The sequence below is a fragment of the Cohnella herbarum genome (assembly GCF_012849095.1).
GTDB lineage: Bacteria > Bacillota > Bacilli > Paenibacillales > Paenibacillaceae > Cohnella > Cohnella herbarum.
The window spans coordinates 7169720-7193500 of record NZ_CP051680.1 but is presented as its reverse complement, the minus strand read 5'-3'; the positions used below and the strand labels follow the sequence as shown (position 1 = coordinate 7193500).

Below are 23781 nucleotides of genomic sequence, written 5' to 3'. Positions count from 1 at the left end.
TGCAAAACATACAACTCGTTTGGGTGAATATTTCGATTGCAGACGAAATCAAGCAATCTAAGTGCAGGTTATACATTTAGTAGGTGGAAACGGGGAATATAGGCGAAACTAAATGTACATTTTACAACTAAATTTTGAGTGGTGCGAGAATCGGCGTTAACGGATTGTTTAGTACCGTCTATATAGTTTCGCTACTTAGCTATTCGTCTATCCATCTGCACAAGGCAATGCTAATCCGCTCTGGCATCATCATTGCCAGTCAGAAAAAAAAGCGGCTAGCAGGGTAAAACCCGCTAACCGCCGCTCTTCGCGTTATTGATGGCTCGTAGGATGATTAACCGTCGGTTGAATCTCTCCCTTGAACATCTTGTTGATGTCGCTGGCTAACCGGAGATAAAAGTCCGATGATACGGCCACTCCGTCCACGTCAAGAGTTAGGAAATATTGATTGGTCGGGATCATGGAGCTGTTCTCGGCGATCTTGGCTATGGCCGTCCCTTCATCATATTCGTCGAACATGGCGATGTACCCGGTATTGATGCCCAGCGACTTCATGTTGTAGGCTTGCCTCCACATAAAGTCCCCGTGCAGCCTCGGATTCTCGTTTCGCGGACCGCCCGTCATGTTCGACCAGGCGGATCCCGGCCAGATGACCGGCTGGTAAGTGATATTCCGTTGCTGCGTATACGCGAAATCCGGAGTCCACTGATTCGTTTTGTACGCGTCCACGTCGCTTAGCCCGTTTCTGCCGAATCTTCCGACGAACCAAGGAGAGAGCATATCCAGCGAATCGTATACGCTCTGGAAACCGGGTTTGGAATCGTTGTTGCCCGTCCGCCAATACGTAGGCACCCCTCCGATTACGTAGACCCCTTGGTTCTTAAACCAATTGATCAGATCGGCATGCTCCGCCGCCGTTCCCGGACGGTCGGTGAAGCCGATTCCCCAGATGCAGACGACAATCTTACCGTTCTGCTTGGCGTATGCGGTAGACGAAGTCAGGTGCATGTTGTTCACGATGTTCGTCGTCCAATCGTGTTTGACGGCGTTCGCCCAGTTGCTTGCGTTCATTCCCGTAATGTCGTACATGACGTAAAACTTGCGATTATAAGTTTCGGCCGCGTTCTTCACCTTGACCGCTACGCTGTCGCGGTTCGTCTTCCAATTGTTCGGAACATCGCTTTCTTCTGCACCGAAACGCTGCAACGCGGCTCCGTCTATGTTGTAAGTCTGCATCCATTCGAAATGCTTGTTGACCGTCTCCTGATCGTAAGACGAGAACAGCTTCGCTTGGGTTCCGTTCCCGAAGTTGGCCAGATTCGTCGCATAGAGCTTCGAGTACTCCCGGATATCGGGATACAGCTCGAAGTTGACGTTAGAGTTAGCCGTCGGAGCGCTGCTGTTCTTGGACCAATGAATCCAGCCTCCGTTGGGAGAGCCGTCGCCTACCGCGTTGAACCAGCCTTGGTATCCCGCGAACAGCTTGCCGACGACGTCGCCGCCCGTCACGGGCGGGGCGTTGCCGAACTTAAACCAATTCAAGTTAAATAGGTTGCCCGCTCCTCCCGTAAACTTCAAGAAGAGATTGTGCACTCCCGTCGCGTTGTTCACGGAGCAGGAGGTGTTGACCCAATTCTGCCAACCGCCCGTTCCCGGTACTGCGCAGGTTCCCGCTAGAGTGCCGTTTAAGCTATCCAGCCTGACTTCGATATTCCCTCCGCTCGCGTTGTTGCTTGCGACCCTTGCCTGAAAGGATGTCGCCCCCGCACCGAAATCGACGCCGTTAAACGCGATATAATCTCCGTTATCGATGAACCCGATGTTCTGCCCGCCCTCGCTAGATGCTTCCGTCTGCGTGCCCGATTGGCTGCTGAATGCTTCCGCTTCAATCTGGTTGAACGCAGACAATCCCCCTCCGAATTTATACCAAAGAACGTTGAATAGATTGCCGGTTCCCCCCGTAAATTTCAAGAAAAGGGTATGCGTTCCGCTTGCGCTTCCATTCAGGCTGCAGGACGTGTTAGTCCAATTTTGCCAGCCTCCGGTACCCGTCACGGCGCATGTCCCGATGACGGCGCCCGTAATGCTGTCCAACCGGATCTCGATATTCCCCCCGCTTGCGTTACTTGCGACTCTGGCGGTGAAGGAGGTCGCTCCGCTGCCGAAATCCATGTTCGTATACGCGACGTAATCGCCGTTGTCGATGAATGCGACGTTCTGGCCGCCTTCGCTGGAGGACTCCAATTGGATGCCGGATTGACTGCTATACGCCGATGCAGCGTTCTGGGTGAAAGCGGATGCCGCCGAAGCAACGGAAGGCGAGAACGAGAATTGCGAGAGCAGCAACACCGCGATAAGCGAGATCATGGCGATCACGTTTCTTCTTGCTAACGGTTGATGGGTTTGCATAACTCAATACCTCCTCGGATTTTATTCTGGCCACGACAATCTTGGCTTCCCTATCGTATGGTGTAGGATCAGCTCCTCCTCTCCGGGCAACATGGGTTACGCAGTCGGACACATTTTATACGATCGGCGGAAAATTGTGTATGAGGCATTCTTATCATATCCCTAGCGATTATTATCCGATTTGGGGATGAAAATAGAGACGCCAAGATCGCACCGTAAAGTTTGTTATTCTCTCATTGTTAATGGGGGCGGACTCCCTTACAATTACCGCGTATATTCTATTTCCTTCACAGAAAAGAGGCCATCTCATGAGCACGCCGAAACGGGTTATCCACGTCATCTCCCATACGCATTGGGACAGGGAATGGTATATGCCATACGAAGCCCACCATGTAAAGCTCATACAAACGATGGATGCGCTGCTGGACACCTTTGCTACCGATCCCGATTTCCGCAGCTTTTATTTAGACGGCCAGACCATCGTTCTAGAAGACTATTTGCAAGTGTATCCGGAAAAAAGAGAGCTGCTGCAACGATTGTGCAAGGAGGAGAAAATATCCGCCGGTCCTTGGTACGTGCTGCAAGATGAGTTCCTGACGAGCAGCGAAGCCAACGTCCGGAACCTGCAGATCGGACACCGCGATGCAGCCGCGTTCGGCCCCGTATCCAAGGTGGGGTATTTTCCCGATTCGTTCGGAAACATGGGGCAAGCTCCGCAACTGCTGAAGCAGGCTGGCATTCACAATGCCGTATTCGGACGCGGGGTCAAAGCGACCGGGTTTAACAATCAAGTAGGCGAAGGCTCGAGCCTTGAATCTCCTTTCTCGGAACTCACATGGGAGTCTCCCGACGGGTCGCAAGTGCTCGGTATCCTGTTCGCTAACTGGTACAACAATGGAATGGAAATCCCCGTCGATCCCGCGGAAGCTCGCCAATATTGGGATCATCGTATCGAGAGCGCGTCGCGGTACGCGTCGACGCCTCACTTGTTGCTCATGAACGGCTGCGATCATCAACCCGTGCAGACCAATCTCTCCGAAGCCCTTAGGGTAGCCCGGGATTTGTACCCCGAGCATGAATTCGTGCATTCCAATTTCGACGATTATATTAACGATGTCCTAGCTACTCTGCCGCCGAAGCTTAGCACGACGCGCGGTGAACTCCGCGGACAGAAAACGGACGGATGGTTCACCCTCGTGAATACCGCGTCCGCGCGGGTTCCGATTAAACAGCTCAACCAGCGAAACCAGACTCTGTTGGAGAAGGTGGCGGAACCGCTCGCTTCTCTCGCGCTTGTCGAAGGCAAGCCCTACCCTCATGCTCTGTTCAACTATTCTTGGAAAACATTAATGCAGAACCACCCTCACGACAGCATCTGCGGTTGCAGCGTCGACGAGGTGTATCGCGAGATGGAAACCCGGTTCGCTAAGAGTACCGAAGTCGCGAAAGCGATCATTCGGGAAAGCGCGCGACACTTAAGCGAACGAGTCGATACAAGCGGCTTCGAAGTTTATGGAAGCGCCGCCGCGCCGTTCGTCGCGTATAACACGAGCGGTTACAAAGGCTCCTCGGTTACGAGTTTCGATGTCGAGTTAAGTAGGAGATACTTCAAGCAAAGCGAGAACCCGGTTCGAGTCGCGGAGGAAGTCCGCCAAAGAACGACCGCGGACGGATCGTTGATTAATCATCGGGGAGAGCCCGTAGATTTCGCTTCCGAGGATTTAGGAGTGAAGTTCGGGTATGACCTGCCCGACGATAAATTCAGGCAGCCTTATATGGCAAGATTCGTACGGCTGACTTTCGAGACGGGAATCATGCCGGCAATGGGACACTTGGTATTTGCTTGGATTTCGGCTATTGGCGAGGAGCAAGCTACGGGAAGTTCGGGAGTCGCTTCTCTCGTCACGGGAGAAGCGACATTGGAGAACGCCAATTTGCGTTTATCGATCGAAGCGGATGGCGGTATGACGTTGCTAGATAAGAGGAGCGGTCAAACGTTCTTGGATCTGGGGCACTACGAGGATGCGGGCGACGTTGGCAACGAGTATATTTTCAGACAACCGGACGGCGACGTTCCCATTACGACGAAGGGCGGCAACGCTCGGATTCGCGTCGTCGAAGATGCCCCTTACCGGGCAACGATCGAGATCGTACAGGAGATGAGTATTCCCGTATCCGCGGATGAAAGGTTGGATCAAGAGGTTCGGACGATGGTTTCGATCCTCGATCGGAAATCGGGTCGCTCGGTTAAGCGGGTGCCCCTCGTTCTGACAACGAGAGTGAGCTTGGAGCGGTTAGGCAAAGGCGTCCAAGTTAGCGTATCTTACGACAATCCGGCCAAGGATCACCGCCTGCGGGCGCTCTATCCAACCGACGTCCGATCTTCGACCCATTTCGCCGACTCTATCTTCGAGGTAGCCGAGCGACAGAACACCCCGTCCCGGGAGTGGCAAAATCCGAGCAACTGCCAGCATATGCAAGCGTTCGTCGATGCTCACGATTCCCAGCGCGGGCTGACCGTCGCCGGCAAAGGCTTGAACGAGTATGAGACGCTGCTCGACGGAAGGAGCACGCTGGCGGTCACCCTTCTGCGATCCGTCGGTGAGCTTGGCGATTGGGGCGTCTTCGAGACGCCGGAAGCGCAATGCCTCGGCAACCACTCCGCCGAGTGGATGATCCTACCTCACGGCGGGAGCGATCGAATCGATGCCTACCGGGAAGCGCACCGTTTTCCTGTGCCGTTGACGGTTTGCCAGACCGGCTTGCATGCCGGAACTGTCCCGCCGCGGTTCGAGTTCCTTCGTTGGGAAGGGGAAGGCATTTTGTTCTCCAACCTCAAGACGAACGAGCAACGAGGAGACTGGATGGCGCGATGGTACAACGCGAACGGGGCGCCAAGCGAAGTCAGGCTAGTTACGGCGCGGGACGGTCAAGCGTACGTTAGCAACATTCTCGAAGACAATAGCCACGATGCGGTTAACGGACAATTCCCTGTAGGCCCCTATCAAATCGTAACCGTCGGACTGCGCAACTAATAAAAACGAGGCTGCCCCTATGTCATCTTGGGCAGCCTCGTTACGATTTCATTGCTTCCGCGCTGTTTTTCCTCGCTGTAACCCGGTCCACCCGGGCTAATTCGCCCATACGCTGCATTTCCCCGCTGTAACCCGGCCCAGCCGGGCTAGAGGATTTGCCTCGCTCTCTCATCACCATCCGTATCCGCTTCCCCGAGCGAATCCAGAATCGGGTGACGGATCGTGATCTTCGTCCCCATGCTCTCGCCGGTTTCGATGAGCAACTTGTAGTTGTTCCCGAAGTAGAGTTTCAAGCGCTCATTGACGTTACGCAATCCGACGCCTTGGCGACGTTTGCCTCTTCCTCCGGTATCCTCGGCATCCAACTGCGTCAGAACCGACTCCGGAATCCCTTTGCCATTATCCGTAATTTCGATAACGAGATCCTGATCTTCCACGTAACCGGACATGATGACTTTACCTTTCTCGAAATTATCCCGGATACTATGCTGAATCGCATTCTCGACGAGCGGCTGCAGAAGCAGTCTCATGAACGGCAGCTCCAGCATTTCCTCGTCGAAGAAATACAGAACCCTTAGCGGCATCCCGATACGGGCTTGTTCGATCTGCACGTATGCTTTCACCTGTTCGATCTCGCGTCCGACCGTCGTAATGTCCTTCCCTTGATTCAAGCTAAGCCGCAGCAAATTCCCTAGCGCGGAAACCATCTCTCCGATATCGCTTCTCCCGTGATTCTCCGCCTTCCATCGAATCGACTCCAGCGTATTGTATAGAAAATGGGGATTAATTTGGTGGCTCAAAACTTGGAATTCCAGCTCCTTCTTGTTTCTTTCCGAACGGGACGTTTGCTCGATCAAACCTTCGATCTTCTTGATCATGCTTCCGAATCCGCGATACAGCCAGCCGATCTCATCCTTACGGGCCGACATGGGAACCTTGTATTCGAAATCCCCTTCCTCCAGCCTTCTCATCAGACGGACGAGCCTAACGACAGGTTGGGTAAAGTTCAAAGTGATATAGATGACGACGCCGACGGAACAGATCAAATAGACCGCGATAAAAAAGATCAGCAGCCGATTCATGACATTGATCGGTTGCGTCAACGCATGTAATGGCGTCATGCTTACGATCGTCCACGGCTCGTTATTCATTTTCGTATACGTGATCAGTTTCTTTTCCCCGTCCATCATCAGCGTTTCCGCACCCTCGGGGGATGTTTCCCGAATCTGCAGAAATTTCTTCGACGGAATGACGTCCCCCGTCCATTCATTGTCGAAGGAGTCGAACAGCACCCGGCCATCCGCGCCGACGATGAGAAACTTCTGGCCTTCCATGCTCTCCGAAGGAGAAAAGAATCTCTTTAAGTGATCCTCGGCAAGGTCCGTTACGATCATCCCCCGAGGAATGCGGTCATATAAGCCCGTAAACCTCTTAATATAGGAAAGCAAAGGTCTCCCGTAGAGACCTTCCTTAGGCATAGACAGATGCCAGGTCGGTACGACGGTAGCCTTCGACTTCCTGAACCATTCCTCTTCGCCGACCTCGATCGATTCCCCCATCGTGTTCATATAGGTCGGATAACGGGACGGATTCAACGGCAGGATCCGAACTCTGAGCGCATCGATCTGCGGCTTCCGCTGATAGACGAACCCTAACATGTTCACGGCGAAAGCCTCTTCCTCTTCGTTGCTCCAAGGCTCGCGTTCCAACCATTGCTGCACGGATCTGTTGCCGATCAAGTCGTTGACCTGATCGTTCAATTGATCCAGATACGTTTCGAAGTTCATTTTGGCTTGCTGCAAATAACTCATGGAGAACGTCGCGTTCGCGTTCTTGATGCCCTCGATCGATTTCATATAAGCGTAGTAAGCGAATATGATGAACGGAACGATCGTAATCGCGAAGAAAATAAGAATCATTTTATTCCGAAAAGAGGAAGCGAGACGCAACGAAGCCTTAATCATCCGCGATTCCCCTTTGTTTCCGATACTCTTTGGGCGTGAACCCGGACTGTTTCTTGAATAGCTTAGTGAAGTGAACCGGGTCCTTATATCCGACTTGATACGAAATCTGATAAATCTTGTATTTGACGTCCCCGAGCATATCTTTCGCCTTCATAATTCTGACCTCGGTCAAATATTCCAAAAAGGTTTGCTTCTTCTCCTTCTTGAATAGCTTGCTGAGCCACACCGGCGTCACATGCACCTCGTCGGCTACGATCTGGAGAGAAAGATTTTCCGAATACCTTTTGCGTATCATCTTCTCCGCCTCCAACACGATCTGGCTAGGAGAAGCCGTCAGTTTGCGGAAATCGGCTGCCATCGAGAGAAGAAACCCTTCGGTCTTAGCCCGAAGGGACTGCAAGTTATCGAATTGCTCTAACTGCTCCCAGAGAGAGATCGGGTTTCGTTCCCAACTTCGATCCGGCCATCCGGCCGCTGCCGCGCTCCGAAAGATTCCCATCAACCATTTGAATATTTGTTGCTGAACATCCTTGAGATTGGCCAGTCTCCAAGACTGCACCATGTCCACGAATCCGTTCATCGAGACGCTGATCTCTTCATCCGAGCCGTATTTGACAAGATCGAGTACTTCTTCGGACTCTCGAAGGGAAAACTCCGCCCTCTCTCCGTCGAATTCGAAGTCTTGTTCCGTAAAAATCCGATTGCCTCCGTATACGATTTTCCTGTCCAACAGTTCGCCCGACTCCAAGAACATCTCGTGGATATGCTTCAAATCCTTGGGCATCGAGCTGATTCCGATACTGGCCTTCACCTTAACGAATTCGTTGATTCTCCTCAGACAGATCTGAGCTACCGAATTGCCGAGCAGAATCTGTTCCGGATTTTTGCAGCTAAGAACCGCCCCCCACCTCAAGCCGGAATCGCTGAACAAGGCGAACGGGAACGGAAATTCCTCGGTCAGCGTCTGGTTAACGACGTTGCCAATACCGAATAACACCAGCTCCTTCTCGTTCGTATACCCGGCCCGATTAACGATCGCTTTCAGATCGTCAACTTCCACGATCATCATGAGCAACGGCTGTTGCGTCATCCATTCCAGATCCAAAGCTTGGAGGCGATGAACGATTCTGGTTTCCCGATAAGGATCGTATTCGTGCTCTATAATTTCGCGAAGCAGCTCTTCCCGCAATTTCGGCACGGCTAGCTGCATCTGATTTTTCATCTGGGCTTGGTTGTGCTGATCCATTCTCTCCCGCATGATTTGATCCGAAGCTTTGCGTACGATTCGTCCAAGTTCTTCCGTATTGATCGGCTTGAGAATATAGTCCATCGCGCCGAGCTGCATCGCTTGCTTCACCAATTCGAAATCGTCATAACCGCTTATGACGACGGCTTTCCATAAATATTCGTTCTCGCGGTACAGAGCTCCGAGAAATTCCAGACCGGACAACCGGCTCATCTTAATATCGGTTACGATAATATCCGGCTTCTTCTCCAGGGCGATCGCCAGTGCCGTATCGCCGTCATCGGCAACGAACACTTCCTCGATCCCGTAATCCAACCAGGGCACTCTCTTGCGCAAGCCTTCCCGAATCTCGAACTCATCGTCCACTATGAGAGCGCGCAACATAATCCATCCCCTTCCCGCTATTGGGTTAGCATTCTGGAAAACGCTTACAAGAACAATCATAACCGAATTCAGTTTAAGATTACACGGGGGTAATCTTAAACTTTCCGGTATTTATTTATTCTGTTCCCAGGTGAACTCCGGGGTCCAATTCAAGATGCTCTTGGCTCCCGCATTGCTTACGATGGCTTCTCTGCCCGCGAAAGTTTGACGTCGATCCGTAATCTCGGGATAGAAATGCGACAATAGCCTTTCCGTCGGCCAATCGCTCAACGTATCGTTACTCGTGATGTTTAACGTATGGCAGCCCTCATCGTCCGATCTCAAAGACGCGATACATGCCTGAACGGCATCGCGGATATCGATGTAGCTCCAGAGAATGCGTTTGTACCTTTCAGGCTCGGAGATGGCGGAACGCGAATATTCCTGCGGCGTCACGATCATGGAGAACCTCAGCGAGTAAACCCGCATGCCGGTTCGGCGATGGAACATCTCCGCCGTTTGCTCCCCGACGATCTTCGATAGTCCGTAGCATTCTTGAGGCAACGCGGGATGAAGCTCATCGACGGGTACGTAGTTCGGCGAGAATGGCGTCTTCGCCCAGCAGAAGCCATAAGCCGATTCGCTCGAACCGGTGACGACTTTATCGATTCCTAGTACGGACGCGGCTTCAAGCACATGATAAGTCGATCTAACGTTGTTCGAGAAAATATAATCGTTCGTATATCCTAACGGCGCCGGAATCGCAGCGAGATGGATGATCGCATCCGAACCGTGCAGCGCTCCGACGACTTGACCGAAATCGGATAGATCCACCTTCAGTTGCTTGCAACGTAATTTGTCGGACCGCTTCTCGTCCAACGATACGACTTGATAACCTTGGCGAAGCAGATCATCGACCACCCAAACTCCCAGCTTGCCACTCCCGCCCGTAACCGCGATTGTACGCATCCTTATTAATCCCCTCTCGCCCCTTTACTCAGTCCGCCTCTATCTTAAATCCCGAGCTACGGAGGGACAATGAGACAATGTTAAATAAAAGCGTGCGATATTAGCCGATCGAATAAAAATCCCGCACGCCGGGATTATCGGGAACGGGATTGGTTATCGCTGAGATTAAAGTTCTCTTTGAATCGTCTTCAACGCTTTCGGTAACATCGGCGATTCAATCTATTATTCGGATGCGCAGAAGCGTTCCAAGCCTTGCGCTAGGTTATCATAGGCCCATTTTACATGGTTCTCGTTATCATACTTGCGAAAAGCGCATTCGATATACAGAATCAGGTCAAGGTAAAGATCGTATAGTTTTCTTCTGGCGAGCTGCGAAGGTTCGGTCAAGGAAATCCCGTACCCTTGCCTGAAAGGGACCGATGGATTAAAGTGGCTAAAATAATGCTCCATGATCGGATCGCCCCATATCGCCCGCTCGAAATCGATAATGCCGGAGAGCTGCCCGTCTTTTACGAACACGTTGCCATCCCATAGATCCCAATGTAACAGTCTCGGCTCAATGACCTCGTCTAACGAATATAATCGCTCTTCAATGAGGCGTTCCAATTCCGGGTAAGCGATAGGCAACGACACTCCCGCTTCCTTCCCGTCCTCAAGAACCCCGAAGATCATTTCTTTGAACGTATCACGCCATGAACGGTCGGTTGGCCTGGAATAGAAGCCGAAGCCTTCTCCAATACACTCGTTGATTTGATAGTTGAGCTCCCCCAGCCGGCGTTCAATCGCATCCCTTTGTTCCTCTGGCAACTCGGCCTTCACTTGATTGTAAGGCTTACCTTCAAGATGCTCCATAATGAAATATTCGACCGGAAGAAGCTCAAGCGATTGATCGTAGACGTAAATATGAGGAATCGGTAAGGATCGGTTTGATGCCAATCGCCGCATCGCATCAACTTCCGTTTTCATCTGGTCGACTTCGCACCGCATGTATCGGATGTCCGCGGGAGGACGCGCTTTGAGAACTACCTTTTTCCCATCCTCCATTTCGATCGAATACGCGCTGTTCGCCCATCCCTCGGTAAGCTCGGAGTAAGACCGAATGGTACTATTCATCTTGGCTTGGATAACTTCATTAAGCTGCCGTTCGCTCAGCTTCGACTTATAAGCGCCTTCCATCCGGTTCCGCGTCCTCCTTCAAATGGACGGTCGCGCCGCCATCTATTCGTATTTCGCGGTTATCTACGGCAACCCATACCGGAATAGCGGAAGGATTGTGCGCCAGATGTCCCGACGCCGAGAACCGTAATCCCTTCAACGCTTTGGAATAAAGCACGATTTCCATGTTCGTCGCATACCAGATGTCGGAGCGGTTGCCAACGAGTTGCCCGAACTGGTCCAGCAGCTCCCAATTGTTCTCCCGATCGAAATCATGGCTATGCCCCCACACGTACAGGAGTGCCATTGTCGGAAATACCTTATTGTCGCTAAGCCATTTCTCGGCATGTCCGATCATATCGCGGTGATGGCATGTCGGAGACCATTGCTGAAAGTTGTCCGGCATCCGATAAGAGCCATGACTGTCTACCGTCCGGGCGTATTCGATCCCGACGGAATCCAACATTGATACGATGGAACCATCCCACGAGCCGAAAGGATAGGATAGACCTCGAACCGGGTACCCCGCCAATTCTTCCAAAGCGATTCGGTCGTTCAGCAATTCCTGTACCGCTTGCTCCTTCGGAATAAAAGGCAGAAACGGATGAGTCACGGTATGCGCCGATATCTCGTGCCCCGCGAACAACGTCGCAATCTCATCCCGCTCCAAGTAATCTTTCTTGCCCAACATCCCTGAATTCAAATGAAACGTTCCGCGAAGGCCGTAACGATTCATCGTCTCCACGAGCCTGCGATCGTGATAGATGCCATCGTCATAACTCATCGTTAACGCCATTCTCTTGCCATCCGGAAACCTGTCCAACTTTACTCGCATACTCGTTTCCACCTCATTTAAGGATGTAGGTGCTGCGGTTGTCTCGCCATTGTCGCATTTCGCGACAATGGGAGGGGAATGCACCATCCACAGCGCGCTATTGTCGCATTTTGCGACAATGGCAGGGAGCTCCGTTCACACCCTGTCACTATCGCAAATTGCCAAAGACGCTGAATGCCCTAAAGCCTCAGCGTCTTTCCGTCACTCTCTATCTAGTCTTCGGCAAGAATCCACCTTTACGGTTTATTCCTCTTATATCTCATAAATAATAGCCTATGTCTACAACTTCCCACATAAAAATTCCCAGAAACCGAGTCATCCAAGCACCATGAGTACCATCACACGTGCTTATTCCCAGAAACCGAGCCTCCCAAAAACCCATCAGTACCGCCACACGAGCTTATTCCCAGAAACCAAGTCACCCGAGCCCCTCACAATAAGCCCATTAAACTCCCCATAACTCTATCGCCGCTTACCAGCTAAACTTATACTGCCCGGAACCAACCGCCAGAGCGACGGAGCCTTCCACTTGCTTCGAGGAGACCACGCCGACCGCGGCATCTAACGATTTCCCGCTCTCTTTGACCGATGCCAGATCGGCCCCCGGAAGATGAATTTCCGCGGTCGTGTTCGCCGGAACGGACACCTCGAGCTCCATTCCTCCATCCGTCTTCTTCCAATACGAACGAATTTCCCCGTACATCGAATCCAATCGTCCATCCGCCCAAGTCAGTCCGTCACCCGGCCGAGGACGAATCACGATGCGCTTGTAACCGGCCGCTTGCTCGTCCGTATCGATACCCGCTACGGAACGGTAGAGCCAATCGCCGATCGCGCCGTAAGCGTAGTGGTTGAAAGAGTTCATGTCTTTGCTCCAGAAGCTGCCGTCTTCCTTGATTCCGTCCCAATGCTCCCAGATCGTCGTCGCGCCTTTCGTTACCGGGTACAGCCACGAAGGATAATCCTGTTGCAGAAGCAGCTTATAAGCCGCGTCGTTCTGGCCGTTGTCGCTTAACGCATGGTTCAAGTACGGAGTACCCACGAATCCGGTCGTCAGATGGAATTTGCTTTCTTCCAGCAGCTCCATCAGCTTGGCCGTAGCCCGTTTCTTAGCCTTGTCATCGAGGATTCCGAAGGTGAGGCCGAGCACTTGCGCCGTCTGGGTCGGAACCGAAGATCGGCCCGACGGGGTGAAGAACTCTTCCGCGAAAGCGGCTACGATTTTCTCGTACAGCTCCCCGTACTTTGATGCATCTTCCGTTTCTCCGATGACCGCCGCCGCTTTCTGCAGCAAGGAAACCGAATAAGCGTAGAACGCCGTCGCGATATAATCCCTGTCGGTCGCTCCGACGTACGTATCCGGCTTGGAATCGAGTCCCAGCCAATCGCCGAAGTGGAATCCCGTATTCCATAGATATTCGTTGTCGCCTTGGCGGCGAATATATTCGACCCAAGCTTTCATGCTGCCGTATTGCTCTTCCAGTATTCTTTTATCCCCATAACACAGGTAGATCGTCCACGGACAGATAACGGCGGCGTCCCCCCAAGCGGCAGAGGAATGGGAATCTTCGTTCAGCACGTGCGGAATGACGAACGGAACGCCTCCGTCTTCCCTCTGATCGGCTGCCAGATCGCGGTTCCATTTCGTGAAGAAAGGAGCGACGTTCTTTAAGTAAGCAGCCGTGCGAATGAACATCTGGGCATCGCCCGTCCATCCGAGCCTTTCGTCCCGTTGCGGGCAATCCGTCGGCACATCGAGGAAATTGCCTTTTAGGCCCCATTCGATGTTGTGCTGCAATTGATTCACGAGCGGATCGGAGCACTCGAATCGGCCGGTCGAAGCCATATCCGAATGAAGCACGACTCCGGTGAAATCCTCCAACCGAATCGGCTCCGGGAAACCGACCAATCGAACGTATCGGAAGCCTTGGAACGTGAAGCGCGGCTCGAATGTTTCCGGCTCTCCGCCTTTCAGCACATACTTAATGGTCTGCTTCGCGGCGCGCATGTTCTCGGTGTAGAAGTTACCTTCCGAATCAAGCACTTCCGCGTGGTGAATTTCGACTTCCCTGCCCGCGGCACCCTCTACCGTAAAACGTACCCAACCGACCATGTTCTGACCGAAATCGATGACGGTTTCTCCGAGCGGCGTCTTAATCAGTTCGATCGCTTTAATCTCTTCTATTTTTTTGACGGTTTCGTTTTCTTGGGCGATCAGGACCTCATTGGATTGAGCGATAACCGCTACTTCGTCCCACCCGTCGTCATCGAATCCCGCGCTGCTCCATCCCGGTTGCTCCAATCTCGCGTCGTACGTTTCTCCGTGATAGAGTTCGGACATGAGGATCGGGCTTCCCCCCGTCCGCCAGCTTGCATCCGTCGTTACGATCTGTTCCGTCCCGTCCGCGTAAGAGATGTGCAACTCCAAAAATAGCGCTTGGCGATTACCGTACAAGCAATGATGATTTTCCCAAGCAAGCGGTCCCTTGTACCAACCGTTGCCGAGCATTGCGCCGATGGCGTTCTCTCCGGTTGCGAGTTGGTGCGTTACGTCATATGTCTGAACTTGAAGCCGATGCTTATAACTCGTCCAGCCCGGGGTAAAATAACTGTCGCCCACCCTGGAGCCATTGATCTCCAGTTCGTATATTCCCAAAGCGGATGCGTATACGCGAGCTTGTTTTACGCCGCCCTTTACTTCGAACCCTTTGCGTAGCAACGGGCTTCGTTCCGAAGGAGATTCCGGTTTCCCTTCCAACTCCGCCTCGTTCTTGATAACGCCGATCCATTCCGCCCGCCATTCCGTATTATCCAATATTCCCGTTTCGAAATAAGCCGTTTCCGACCAGCCGGAGTTGTCCCCGCTAGTGCTCCAGACTCGAATCCGGTAATGATAGAGTTTACGCGAAACCACGTTTAAGCCGTCCAATTCCACGTGAACGGACTGTTCCGATATCACCTTGCCCGATCCCCACACGACGGCATGAAAGTCCTGCTCTTCGGCGACTTCGATTTCGTAAGCCGATTGCATGACGGCTCTCTCGTCGGATTTTAGCTTCCAACTGATCCGGGGGTTCGTTACGTCCAGCCCTACCGGATTGATTTTGTATTCGCAACGCAGCTCGATAACTTCCAACATCACTGAGTTAACTCCTCTCTGAATGACAGGCGATTTATCTCTTTATGATATAATGGAGCCACTCGCATGTATTGCGGCATTACGGACATCTTATATTTGTAAAACGGACATTGTTGATCGGTAAAAGGGAGCGGAGAAACGGATGAGCAACAGGCCGGTAGAGACATTTAAGAGCGAAGGAATGTTTCAAAAAGATATGCTTCTTTACGTGAACCGGGCTTCGGAAGATTTCAACTCGCCGATGCACGATCATGATTTTATCGAATTCGCTTATATTGCCGAAGGCAACGGATTTCACCATGTCTTCGATCAAGTTCACGAAGTAAGCAAAGGGCAGCTCTGCTATATTCCCATCGGCACTCCCCATGTTTTCCGTCCCATATCGGCGAATCTGACCAAACATCCGCTCACCGTCTTTAATTGCGTCTTTAGCCCGCGACTTCTAACGAAATTAGGCGACTTCGTCTCCGACGGCCATGTTAAAGCTTTCATATCGGCCCTTCATGAAGGCGCGCAATCATACTTCCACCTCGCGGAGGCGGGAGATTCCATAGAGAAGTTATTCGTTCAGCTCCATCGCGAATATTCGTTGCCTCTAGGTGGATCGGCGGATTATTTGCACGCATTGCTGCTTCAATTGCTCATTGTCGTCAACCGGGGAAAACATGTCCCGCATTCTCCGCCGATACGTAAATTCTCCGACTTCGACCATCTGTTGACGTATATGGAACGGAATTTGTCCCAAGAACTGTCGCTCGCCCGCCTCGCGCAAATCAGCCGATGGAGCGAACGGCATCTTCAACGCTTGTTCATGCAGCATACCTCTCAATCCTTCAACCGGTACCTGCAATCGCTGCGCGTGCGCAGAAGCTGCGAACTGTTAAGAAATTCGACGTTCAAGGTCAACACGATCGCCGAAATGACGGGTTATAAGGACATAGCCTCGTTCTTGACCGTTTTCAAACGAATCGCGGGCATGACTCCCAGCGCTTATCGGAAGGCCCATTCACGAGTTTCGGATAAGTAGCGCGAATTTTTACTTTCCGAAACTTGTAACAAAATCACAATAACGAGTGACTATATAGACGGCATTAAGGGTTCTCTATAAATGAATGCAAAATCAGTCATAAAATTAAAAGTGTTTTTTGAATTAAGCGACTCAGCAATTTAGAGTAAACCTGGAAATCTTGTACACTTAAGTGTACAATCTACAACTAGTTCGGGGGAATTTTTCTTTCTCAAATGACTAAGTGTAAAACCTACAACTAGATTAGGTGAATATTTCGATCACAGACGAAATCAATCAATCTAGGTGCACTTTTTACATTTAGAAGGTGGAAACGAGGAATTTGGACGAAACTAAATGTACATTTTACAATTAAATTTTGAGTGTTGTGAGAATCGAGTATGTATTTTTATTAAGCATAGATAGGCGATAGATAACATTCCGGGAAATCTTTAAGCGCTGCTGTTAAAAGGCTTTATTGACGAAATAACTGATAGACCAATAGAAAGTATCGACAAGCTTTGAGTTAAAAAAATATGGATTTTTTAGTACTCGTCTATATAAATGAATATGTGTACTTTGCTCAGGAGCTAAATATTGAAGAATCAAACAAAATTCTACTTCCTATACAACAAAAAAAGCCGATCCGGGATAAGATTATCCCTGATCGACATGGACATAACTTGCCGGCACGCCATCCTCCGCCTAACTTTTTATTCCGGTCATCGTGATTCCCTCTACGAAATACTTTTGACCGACCAGGTAGAAAATCACGCCCGGAGCAAAGGACAGACACGTGGCTGCCATCGTCAGAGACCAGTCCGACTTTAATTGACCTCTGAAATTGGTAAGCCCCAACGCAATGGTATATTTATCGCTCGAATTAATGTAAATCATCTGTTGGAGCAAATCGTTCCATAGGCCGATGAAAATAAACAACGCGACGACAATCATGGCCGGCTTGATCGCCGGGATAATAATGCTGAACAAGATGCGGAAGTATCCGGCGCCGTCGATCGTTGCCGCTTGGTCGAGTTCTCTCGGTATGGAGAGAATAAACTGTCGGATCAAAAAGATATTGAAGGCGCCGCCCCCGCAGAAATAAGGCAAAATCAAAGGCAGATAGCTATCATGAAGCCCCAGACCCCGCGTCCACCCAATGTACAGCGGAATGAGCGTAACCATGGTAGGTAAAAGCATCGAACCGATGCAAAGCGCCCAGATCAAACTTTTGCCCCGAAACCGCAACCTCGCAAAGGCATATCCGCACAAGGTGGCCGTAAACGTTCCCGCCAAACAGGAAGGAACGATAATGACCATCGTATTCCACAAATATTTCCAAAATTTGAATATTTCCAAAGTTTTTTCATAGTTGGAAAACAGCCAATTATTCGGTAGGAGCGAAGGCGGAAATCTGTAAATCTCGGCATTCGTCATCAGCGACGTACGGAATATCCACCAAATCGGAAAGAGTACGAGAACGGCGCAGAATACGACAACGACAAGCGTTAGGACGTTCATCATTCGATCATTGCGTTTTTTGCTCTTTAGTCTGCCATATACGGCTTCGCTCATTTGTCGTCGCCCCCTTCGGAAAAGATCCACCGGTTCGACGTCTTGAACAGCACGGCGGTAAAGGCGGCAAGGATGGCGAAAATGATAAAGGTCGTCGCGCAGGCATAACCCAGCTTGTAATTGACGAAAGCCTGATCGTACATCAGATAAGTCATGAATCGGGAAGAATTGCCCGGACCTCCGTTCGTTAGAGCAAGGGCCGGCGTAATGACTTGGAGATTAGCGATCAGGCTCATCAACAAGTTGTAGAAGATGATCGGCGAGATACTGGGCAAGGTAATATGCCTGAAGCGTTTCCAGCCATTCGCGCCGTCCATTTCAGCCGCTTCATGATAGACTCTCGGAACGTTCTGAAGCCCGGCCAAAAAAATAACGATCAAGTTCCCGGACAGCCAGACCGCAATCAAGGATAGAGAGGGGACCACGTAATTGGAATCCGCAATAAAGAGAACTTTATCCAACCCCATCTCGGAGAGGAGATAATTGAAAAATCCAAAGTTCGCCTCGTACAGCCAGGACCACCCTACGTATATGGCAACGGCCGGCAAAACATACGGCACATAAAATACGGCTCTAAAAAAACCTCTTGCCGGAATTTTACGATTCAACAGCATAGCGATGAAAAGCGAATAAACCATGCTTCCGGCTACGGATAAAACGGCGAAGTAGATCGTCGCGATAATCGAATCTTTGATATAAGGATCGGTAGTAAAGATCTTGATATAATTATTGAGGCCGATAAATTCGGGATTTGCTAACCCTGTCCAATTCGTCATGCTGATTCCCAGCACTCCCAGAAGAGGGAGATAGGTCAGGAAAATCAGTCCGAGGAATGCCGGAATCAAGCATATATAAGCAACCCTTGCCTCGCTTGAATGAATGCGGGAACGACGTTGCGGCGGTTGATTAAAGGTTTCCATTTCTCGCTCCCCACCTCATGTACGAAGGACGACCGCCACTTGCGCGATCTTGGCGGTCATCCTTCTTATTCGTTATTTTTCGCCTTTATTGGCTGCTTTCAAAGCTTCGAGATTTTTGGAAATGGCTTCCTTGGCGGTCGTCTTTCCGGTCCACACATCCCCCAGAGTCGATCCGAGCAAGGTGTTGAATTCCGTCGTATAATTCGTAAAGAACCAGGAAGCCGGTCTCGCTGCCGAGGATTGCGCATAATCGACTACCGCGGATTTATATTCCTCGTACGGAGGGAAGTTCGGATTGTCGACCCATTTATGGGTGAGAGTTTCATCCTTATACCACTTTTCCAGCACCGGCATCCAGATTCCCGATTCAATGAGTCCCCAGTTGTTTTCTTCCGAACCGTACCACTTGAGCCATTCCATCGCTTCTTTCGGATGTTTAGTCTGGGAGAATACGACATTAGCGCCGCCCGTATTGAGGGTAACCTTTTCCTTCATGTAAGGCAATACGGCTACGCCATAATTCAACCCTTCCGCTTTGGCGGCATTCAAGCTTGTTCCTACGTTCCACTGGCCGTTCGTGGCCATGGCGACCGTTCCCGCAATAATGGTGCGCTGAATGCCGTCGTCGGTTTGTCCGACGGACAACGGGGCAACATGATCTTTCAAATACAGATCCGCGACTTTCTGAATCGCTTCGGTGCTGGCGTCATCCCCGATTTTCACTTCTGTCCCGTCGGCGTTATAGAAACCGCCGCCATTGCTGAGCGCCCAAGTTTCTAACTGCCACGGCAGATTTTCGACGGATGCGCCGTACTGAACGATGCTCTGCGAATCAAAGCCATCCTCGTCAGGATGTTTGCCATTCTTGTCGATCGTCAGCTTCTTGGCCGTTGCTACGAATTCGTCCCATGTCCATGCTTTATCCAACGCGTTCGGAGGATAAGGCACGCTCGCTTTGTCGAACATGTCTTTGTTGTAATAAAGAAGGAGGATTTCGTTCGCGGAGGCATAGGCTACGGTTTTGCCTTGATGTTTGTAAGCCAGGCTATCCAGCGGTTTGCTGTCGCTTCCTTCGTACATGGCGCTTACATCGTTCAGCATGCCTTCGGAGGACCACTGGATGACGCCATCCTCCCGCATCATCCCCGTATCCGGCAATTGACCTGCCGTTGCCATCGTATTCAACTTGGTCATGTAGTTTTCCCAAGGAATCGCTTGCACTTCTACTTCGATGTTTTCTTGGGAAGCATTAAACTTGTCGGCCACTTCCTGGGTTTTGCTTCCTTCTTCCGCGCTTCCCCACATCGAGTAGATAATTTTGACTTTCTCGGTCTTGGAAGGCTCTTGCGCCGGCGAACTCTCCGGCGATTTCGAAGCCCCTTCTCCCGATGGCGATGCGTTTGTATTTTCGTTATTTTTGGAGCTGCATCCCACGATCAAGGCCAAGATCAAGATCATAGCTACGCTAATCATGAATCCTTTCTTCATTGCCTTCACATTAACCCCTCCATCATATAAATTTCGTTGTCTTTCCTGAATTCCTCCCGCGTCGGCGGGGAATATTTCATCTGTCTATAAGGCGGTTATTCCGAGGAACGATTGCTCCATGCCCTTCCCTCCCTGACCAGAGTCGGAATCGTACTCTTTCACCAAAACAGGATTAGTGCCATTTCTCGGAAATCCATACTCTCATTTCCCCCGCGCCCCTGTTAGCCCATGCAAAGTAGGGAATGAACCGAGCCGTCGCGGGCTCAAGCCGAACATCGACGTTTGCTTGATAGAGCTTATCCTTCCAGCCTTCGTCCCGTATTCGATATGCGGGGACCGAAATCGTCTGCAGCCCGCCGAGAAGGCTATCATCAAAGCTTGACTGCGATTGGCCGTCAGGCTCGATAATCATTCGATGCAGATGAGGACCGTTATCCGCTTCTTCTAAGCAGTAAACCATCGGGCCTCTCTGCAGGGATACTTTCCCGATCGTCTCGCGAATAAGAGGATTACCCTTCATGAAACGGGTGGTCATCGGAAGAACGAGATGGACAATGTCTCCCGGCAACCATTCCCTGTCGAGATGAACGTAGCCGTCTTTCCGTTGCTCGTCGGAGATTTCGATCCACTGACCGTTAACGGAAATCTCGGGTACCTTGCTCCATTCCGGAATTCGCAGCGCCAGCGTAAACCTGGCGGCTTGCTGCGGCAAAACCTCGAATCGGATATTCCCTTCCCAAGGTAACTCCGAATGCTGCACCAATTGAATTTTCCGATCCGCAAGTTCGAATTGGACTTGGCTTCCGATATAGAGATGCACGTATGCCGTATTCTCTTTGACCGAATAAATATAGGAACCTAACGATGCAATCAATCTCGCGATGTTAGGCGGGCAGCATGCGCAACCGAACCATCTCTGACGCTCTGCCTTCACATGCTCGAAATTTTTGTTTTTCGCATTGCCTTCAGGCCAAACCTCGAGCGGATTCACGTAGAAGAAATGCTTTCCGTCGCGCGACATCCCTCCGATGACCGTATTGTACAGAGCGCGTTCCATGATGTCTGCGTATTCGCTTATCGGTCGGATTCGAAGCATTCGTTGCGCGAAAAAGATCAATCCGATCGAAGCGCACGTTTCCGCGTAAGCGGTATCGCTTGGCAGATCGTAATCGAGAGTAAAAGATTCGCCGTGAGCCATGGAACCGATCGCGCCCGTAATATACATTCGCTTGGACACGATGTTATGCCAGAGCGTACGGCAGGCTTGCAGTAAACTTTCGTCTCCCGTCACGGCCGCGACGTCCGCCATTCCCGAGAGCATGTAGACGACCCTGACCGCATGGCCTTCCGCCGTCTGTTGCAGCCTAACCGGAAGATGCGCTTGACTGTATGATTTGTCTTTGGACATTCGCAAGCTCTTGAAGTGGGTCGCTCCGTCGCGCCGATCGTATTCTTCGTCGTAGAAGTGCGGAAGCTTCCCTCTCTCGTCCAAGAAAAACTTGGCCAGCCGCAAATACTTGTCTTGACCGGTCGCGCGATATAACTTCATAAGAGCCAGTTCGATTTCCTGATGTCCATCGTAACCCTTGATTTTGCCTTCCTCCGGACCGAAGGCTTCGTCGATGCAATCGGCAAGCTTGCATGCTACGTCCAGAAGAAGCCTCTTCCCCGTCGCCGAGCTGTATGCGACGGCGGCTTCTATTAAATGCCCGGCGCAATATAACTCGTGGCATTCCGCAAGATTCGTCCATCTGCCGTCCGGCTCCTTAAGCGTGAAGTACGTGTTCAGGTAACCGTCCTCATGCTGCGCTTTGGCTATAATTTCGATAACCTCATCGGCGATGTTCTCCAGTTCTCGGTCCGGTTGAAGGGCTAACAAATATCCGACGGCTTCAAGCCATTTCGATACATCGCTGTCTTGGAACACCATTCCGTAAAACTCGCCCTGCTCCAAACCCGCCGCGATTTTGAAATTCCGAATCGCTCGGCTCGGCTCCGTCCCCTCGATCCTGTCGTTAAGCGCCTCCCATTGATAAGGAACGACTACGTCGCGGACTAATGAAATATAGGGGGACCAAAAATCATCCTGAATGATTACCTGCTTAAGAGAAATGGCTGTGGAGTCGGATAAATTTCGCATCAAATATGCCCCTTTATTTTATAAATCCCACCTAAGATGTAAGCGCTATATTAAGTATAATACATGTGTTATCATGGGATTTATATATTCAATTACAACCACATTTTTAAAAATTACAACCAACAGGAGGGAACGAATTTGAGTACGCCTATCCTGCATTTCATCTCGCCGCCCGTGCCTTACTTCATCGATTGCGGCCGTGCTTACTACCGGATCGGAGATCGCCATGTCAGTCGGAATCATATCGGAGTGTTCGATTTAGTCGTCGTTACGAAGGGGAGATTGAATCTGGGAGAAGGCTCGACCGAATGGACGATCGAACCGGGAGAAGCCTTCATCCTGCGGCCCGATGCCAATCATTACGGGACCGAGCCGTGCACCGAAGAAACGGAGATCATCTGGATTCATTTCCATACTTTCGGGGCTTGGGATGAATGCGGCGGGATGAACAAATGTTTGGAAAACCAGTCGGCGCTTATCGCCAGCCATAAGCAAACCGCGTATTTGAATCATACCGAGGTATGCTCGGTATTCATCCCGAAACACGTGAAGCTGAAGCCGAAGGCTCTTGAAATCTTAAATCAATTTTTCCAATTGGAAGACGAGCCCCGATCGCTGCGCAACTGGAAGCGGCAATCCGCCTTTCAACTCTTCATCCAACATCTAGACCGCGAACTCGCTTCTACTTCGGACGGTACCGCATTTCACTTAGCCGAGAAGATCGAACTGTTCATCCGGCAAAATTACACGAATAAGCTAACCAACGCAACGTTGCAGGAGGAACTGAACTATCATCCTAATTATTTGGCCAAATGCATGTTGAAAGTGTACGGAATGACGCCGATGGATTATTTGCTTCAATATAGGTTGGAGCAAGCCAAGAAGCTGCTCGTCCAAACGGATTGGTCCGTCGGACGCATCGCGGAGGAAGTCGGCTTCCAGCATGGCTCCTATTTCACGTTCTGTTTCTCCAATAAAGAAGGGATCGCTCCGCTTGCCTTCCGCAGGAAGCTCATGGGACATCCCTAGAGGAACGGAGAGCATACGAAAATCCGCTCTGCTGCGTTGCTCGCAAAGCGGTCATGGAATGACCTATCGGCCATTGTCGGCCGGAATTATAGTTCCCAAGCCTATTTTCTCGGAGCGACCTAGTAACCGATCGCTTTATTCACCGCTTCGACAACCCGATTCGCTTGGAACGGCTTGACGATAAAGTCCTTGGCCCCGCTCTGGATGGCTTCGATAATGAGATTTCGTTGCCCCATTGCGGAGCACATCACGATGCTGGCCGTAGGGTCGAGCTTTCGTATTTCTTTAACGGCTTCGACGCCCTCCATCACGGGCATCGTAATATCCATCGTTACGAGATCGGGCCGAACCGCCTTATACCTATCCACGGCCTCTTGACCGTTCGCGGCTTCGAAGATGACCTCGTGACCTGCCTTCACCAATATATCTTTAAGCATTGCGCGCAAGAACGCCGCATCGTCTACTACCATGATTTTTGCCAATTGAGCCTACCTCCCCAAGTAAAACG

At 51.0% G+C, this 23781-nt stretch carries 15 protein-coding genes; 3 read left to right on the top strand and 12 right to left on the bottom strand.

The annotated features are described in order from the left end of the window. Nucleotides 1-312 precede the first annotated feature (312 nt). Entirely contained in the window at nt 313-2409 is a 2097-nt protein-coding gene (locus HH215_RS30235) for a carbohydrate-binding protein (protein WP_169283280.1), read from the bottom strand. Between the two features lie 308 nt (nt 2410-2717). Between HH215_RS30235 and HH215_RS30230 the strand changes: the two genes are divergently transcribed. Continuing rightward, nucleotides 2718-5444, top strand: coding sequence for an alpha-mannosidase (locus HH215_RS30230; protein ID WP_169283279.1), 2727 nt, complete (start codon nt 2718-2720; stop codon nt 5442-5444). A 146-nt stretch (nt 5445-5590) separates the two neighbouring features. Here HH215_RS30230 and HH215_RS30225 read toward each other — a convergent pair whose 3' ends face one another. The 6 genes from HH215_RS30225 to HH215_RS30200 all read right to left on the bottom strand — a co-directional run bounded on the left by HH215_RS30225 (nt 5591) and on the right by HH215_RS30200 (nt 15115). Then, on the bottom strand, nt 5591-7408 hold the full coding sequence (locus HH215_RS30225) for a cache domain-containing sensor histidine kinase (RefSeq protein WP_169283278.1): 1818 nt from the start codon (nt 7406-7408) through the stop codon (nt 5591-5593). After that, the gene (locus HH215_RS30220; RefSeq protein ID WP_169283277.1) at nt 7401-9038 is read right to left on the bottom strand and encodes a response regulator; all 1638 of its coding nucleotides are present in this window, start codon (nt 9036-9038) and stop codon (nt 7401-7403) included. The genes HH215_RS30225 and HH215_RS30220 overlap by 8 nt, the downstream gene beginning before the upstream one ends. A gap of 111 nt (nt 9039-9149) precedes the next feature. After that, entirely contained in the window at nt 9150-9986 is an 837-nt protein-coding gene (locus tag HH215_RS30215) for an NAD-dependent epimerase/dehydratase family protein (RefSeq protein ID WP_169283276.1), read from the bottom strand. Nucleotides 9987-10208: 222 nt separating this feature from the next. Continuing rightward, nucleotides 10209-11162 (bottom strand): phosphotransferase family protein, encoded by a 954-nt coding sequence (locus HH215_RS30210; RefSeq protein ID WP_169283275.1) that lies wholly within the window; start codon nt 11160-11162, stop codon nt 10209-10211. After that, nucleotides 11146-11976, bottom strand: coding sequence for a polysaccharide deacetylase family protein (locus tag HH215_RS30205; RefSeq protein ID WP_169283274.1), 831 nt, complete (start codon nt 11974-11976; stop codon nt 11146-11148). The genes HH215_RS30210 and HH215_RS30205 overlap by 17 nt, the downstream gene beginning before the upstream one ends. A 472-nt stretch (nt 11977-12448) precedes the next feature. Beyond that, a complete protein-coding gene (locus tag HH215_RS30200) occupies nt 12449-15115 on the bottom strand; it encodes a family 78 glycoside hydrolase catalytic domain (RefSeq protein ID WP_169284652.1) in 2667 nt (888 codons plus the stop codon). A 142-nt stretch (nt 15116-15257) separates the two neighbouring features. Here HH215_RS30200 and HH215_RS30195 point away from each other — a divergent pair, with 142 nt between their 5' ends. Beyond that, entirely contained in the window at nt 15258-16142 is an 885-nt protein-coding gene (locus tag HH215_RS30195) for an AraC family transcriptional regulator (RefSeq protein ID WP_169283273.1), read from the top strand. Nucleotides 16143-16826: 684 nt separating this feature from the next. Here the strand turns inward: HH215_RS30195 and HH215_RS30190 are convergent. The 4 genes from HH215_RS30190 to HH215_RS30175 all read right to left on the bottom strand — a co-directional run bounded on the left by HH215_RS30190 (nt 16827) and on the right by HH215_RS30175 (nt 22244). Further along, the gene (locus HH215_RS30190; RefSeq protein WP_169283272.1) at nt 16827-17696 is read right to left on the bottom strand and encodes a carbohydrate ABC transporter permease; all 870 of its coding nucleotides are present in this window, start codon (nt 17694-17696) and stop codon (nt 16827-16829) included. Beyond that, entirely contained in the window at nt 17693-18616 is a 924-nt protein-coding gene (locus HH215_RS30185; RefSeq protein ID WP_169283271.1) for a carbohydrate ABC transporter permease, read from the bottom strand. Before HH215_RS30185 ends, HH215_RS30190 begins: the two co-directional genes overlap by 4 nt. Before the next feature lie 72 nt (nt 18617-18688). After that, the gene (locus HH215_RS30180) at nt 18689-20104 is read right to left on the bottom strand and encodes an ABC transporter substrate-binding protein (protein WP_169284651.1); all 1416 of its coding nucleotides are present in this window, start codon (nt 20102-20104) and stop codon (nt 18689-18691) included. A gap of 172 nt (nt 20105-20276) precedes the next feature. Then, the gene (locus HH215_RS30175; RefSeq protein WP_169283270.1) at nt 20277-22244 is read right to left on the bottom strand and encodes a glycoside hydrolase family 127 protein; all 1968 of its coding nucleotides are present in this window, start codon (nt 22242-22244) and stop codon (nt 20277-20279) included. 138 nt (nt 22245-22382) lie between these two features. On the opposite strand from HH215_RS30175, the gene HH215_RS30170 reads away from it, so the two are divergent. Then, complete coding sequence (locus tag HH215_RS30170; protein WP_169283269.1) at nt 22383-23273, top strand: helix-turn-helix transcriptional regulator; 891 nt, start codon at nt 22383-22385, stop codon at nt 23271-23273. A gap of 119 nt (nt 23274-23392) precedes the next feature. Here the strand turns inward: HH215_RS30170 and HH215_RS30165 are convergent, their stop codons facing one another. Beyond that, the gene (locus HH215_RS30165) at nt 23393-23755 is read right to left on the bottom strand and encodes a response regulator (protein WP_169283268.1); all 363 of its coding nucleotides are present in this window, start codon (nt 23753-23755) and stop codon (nt 23393-23395) included. Nucleotides 23756-23781 lie beyond the last annotated feature (26 nt).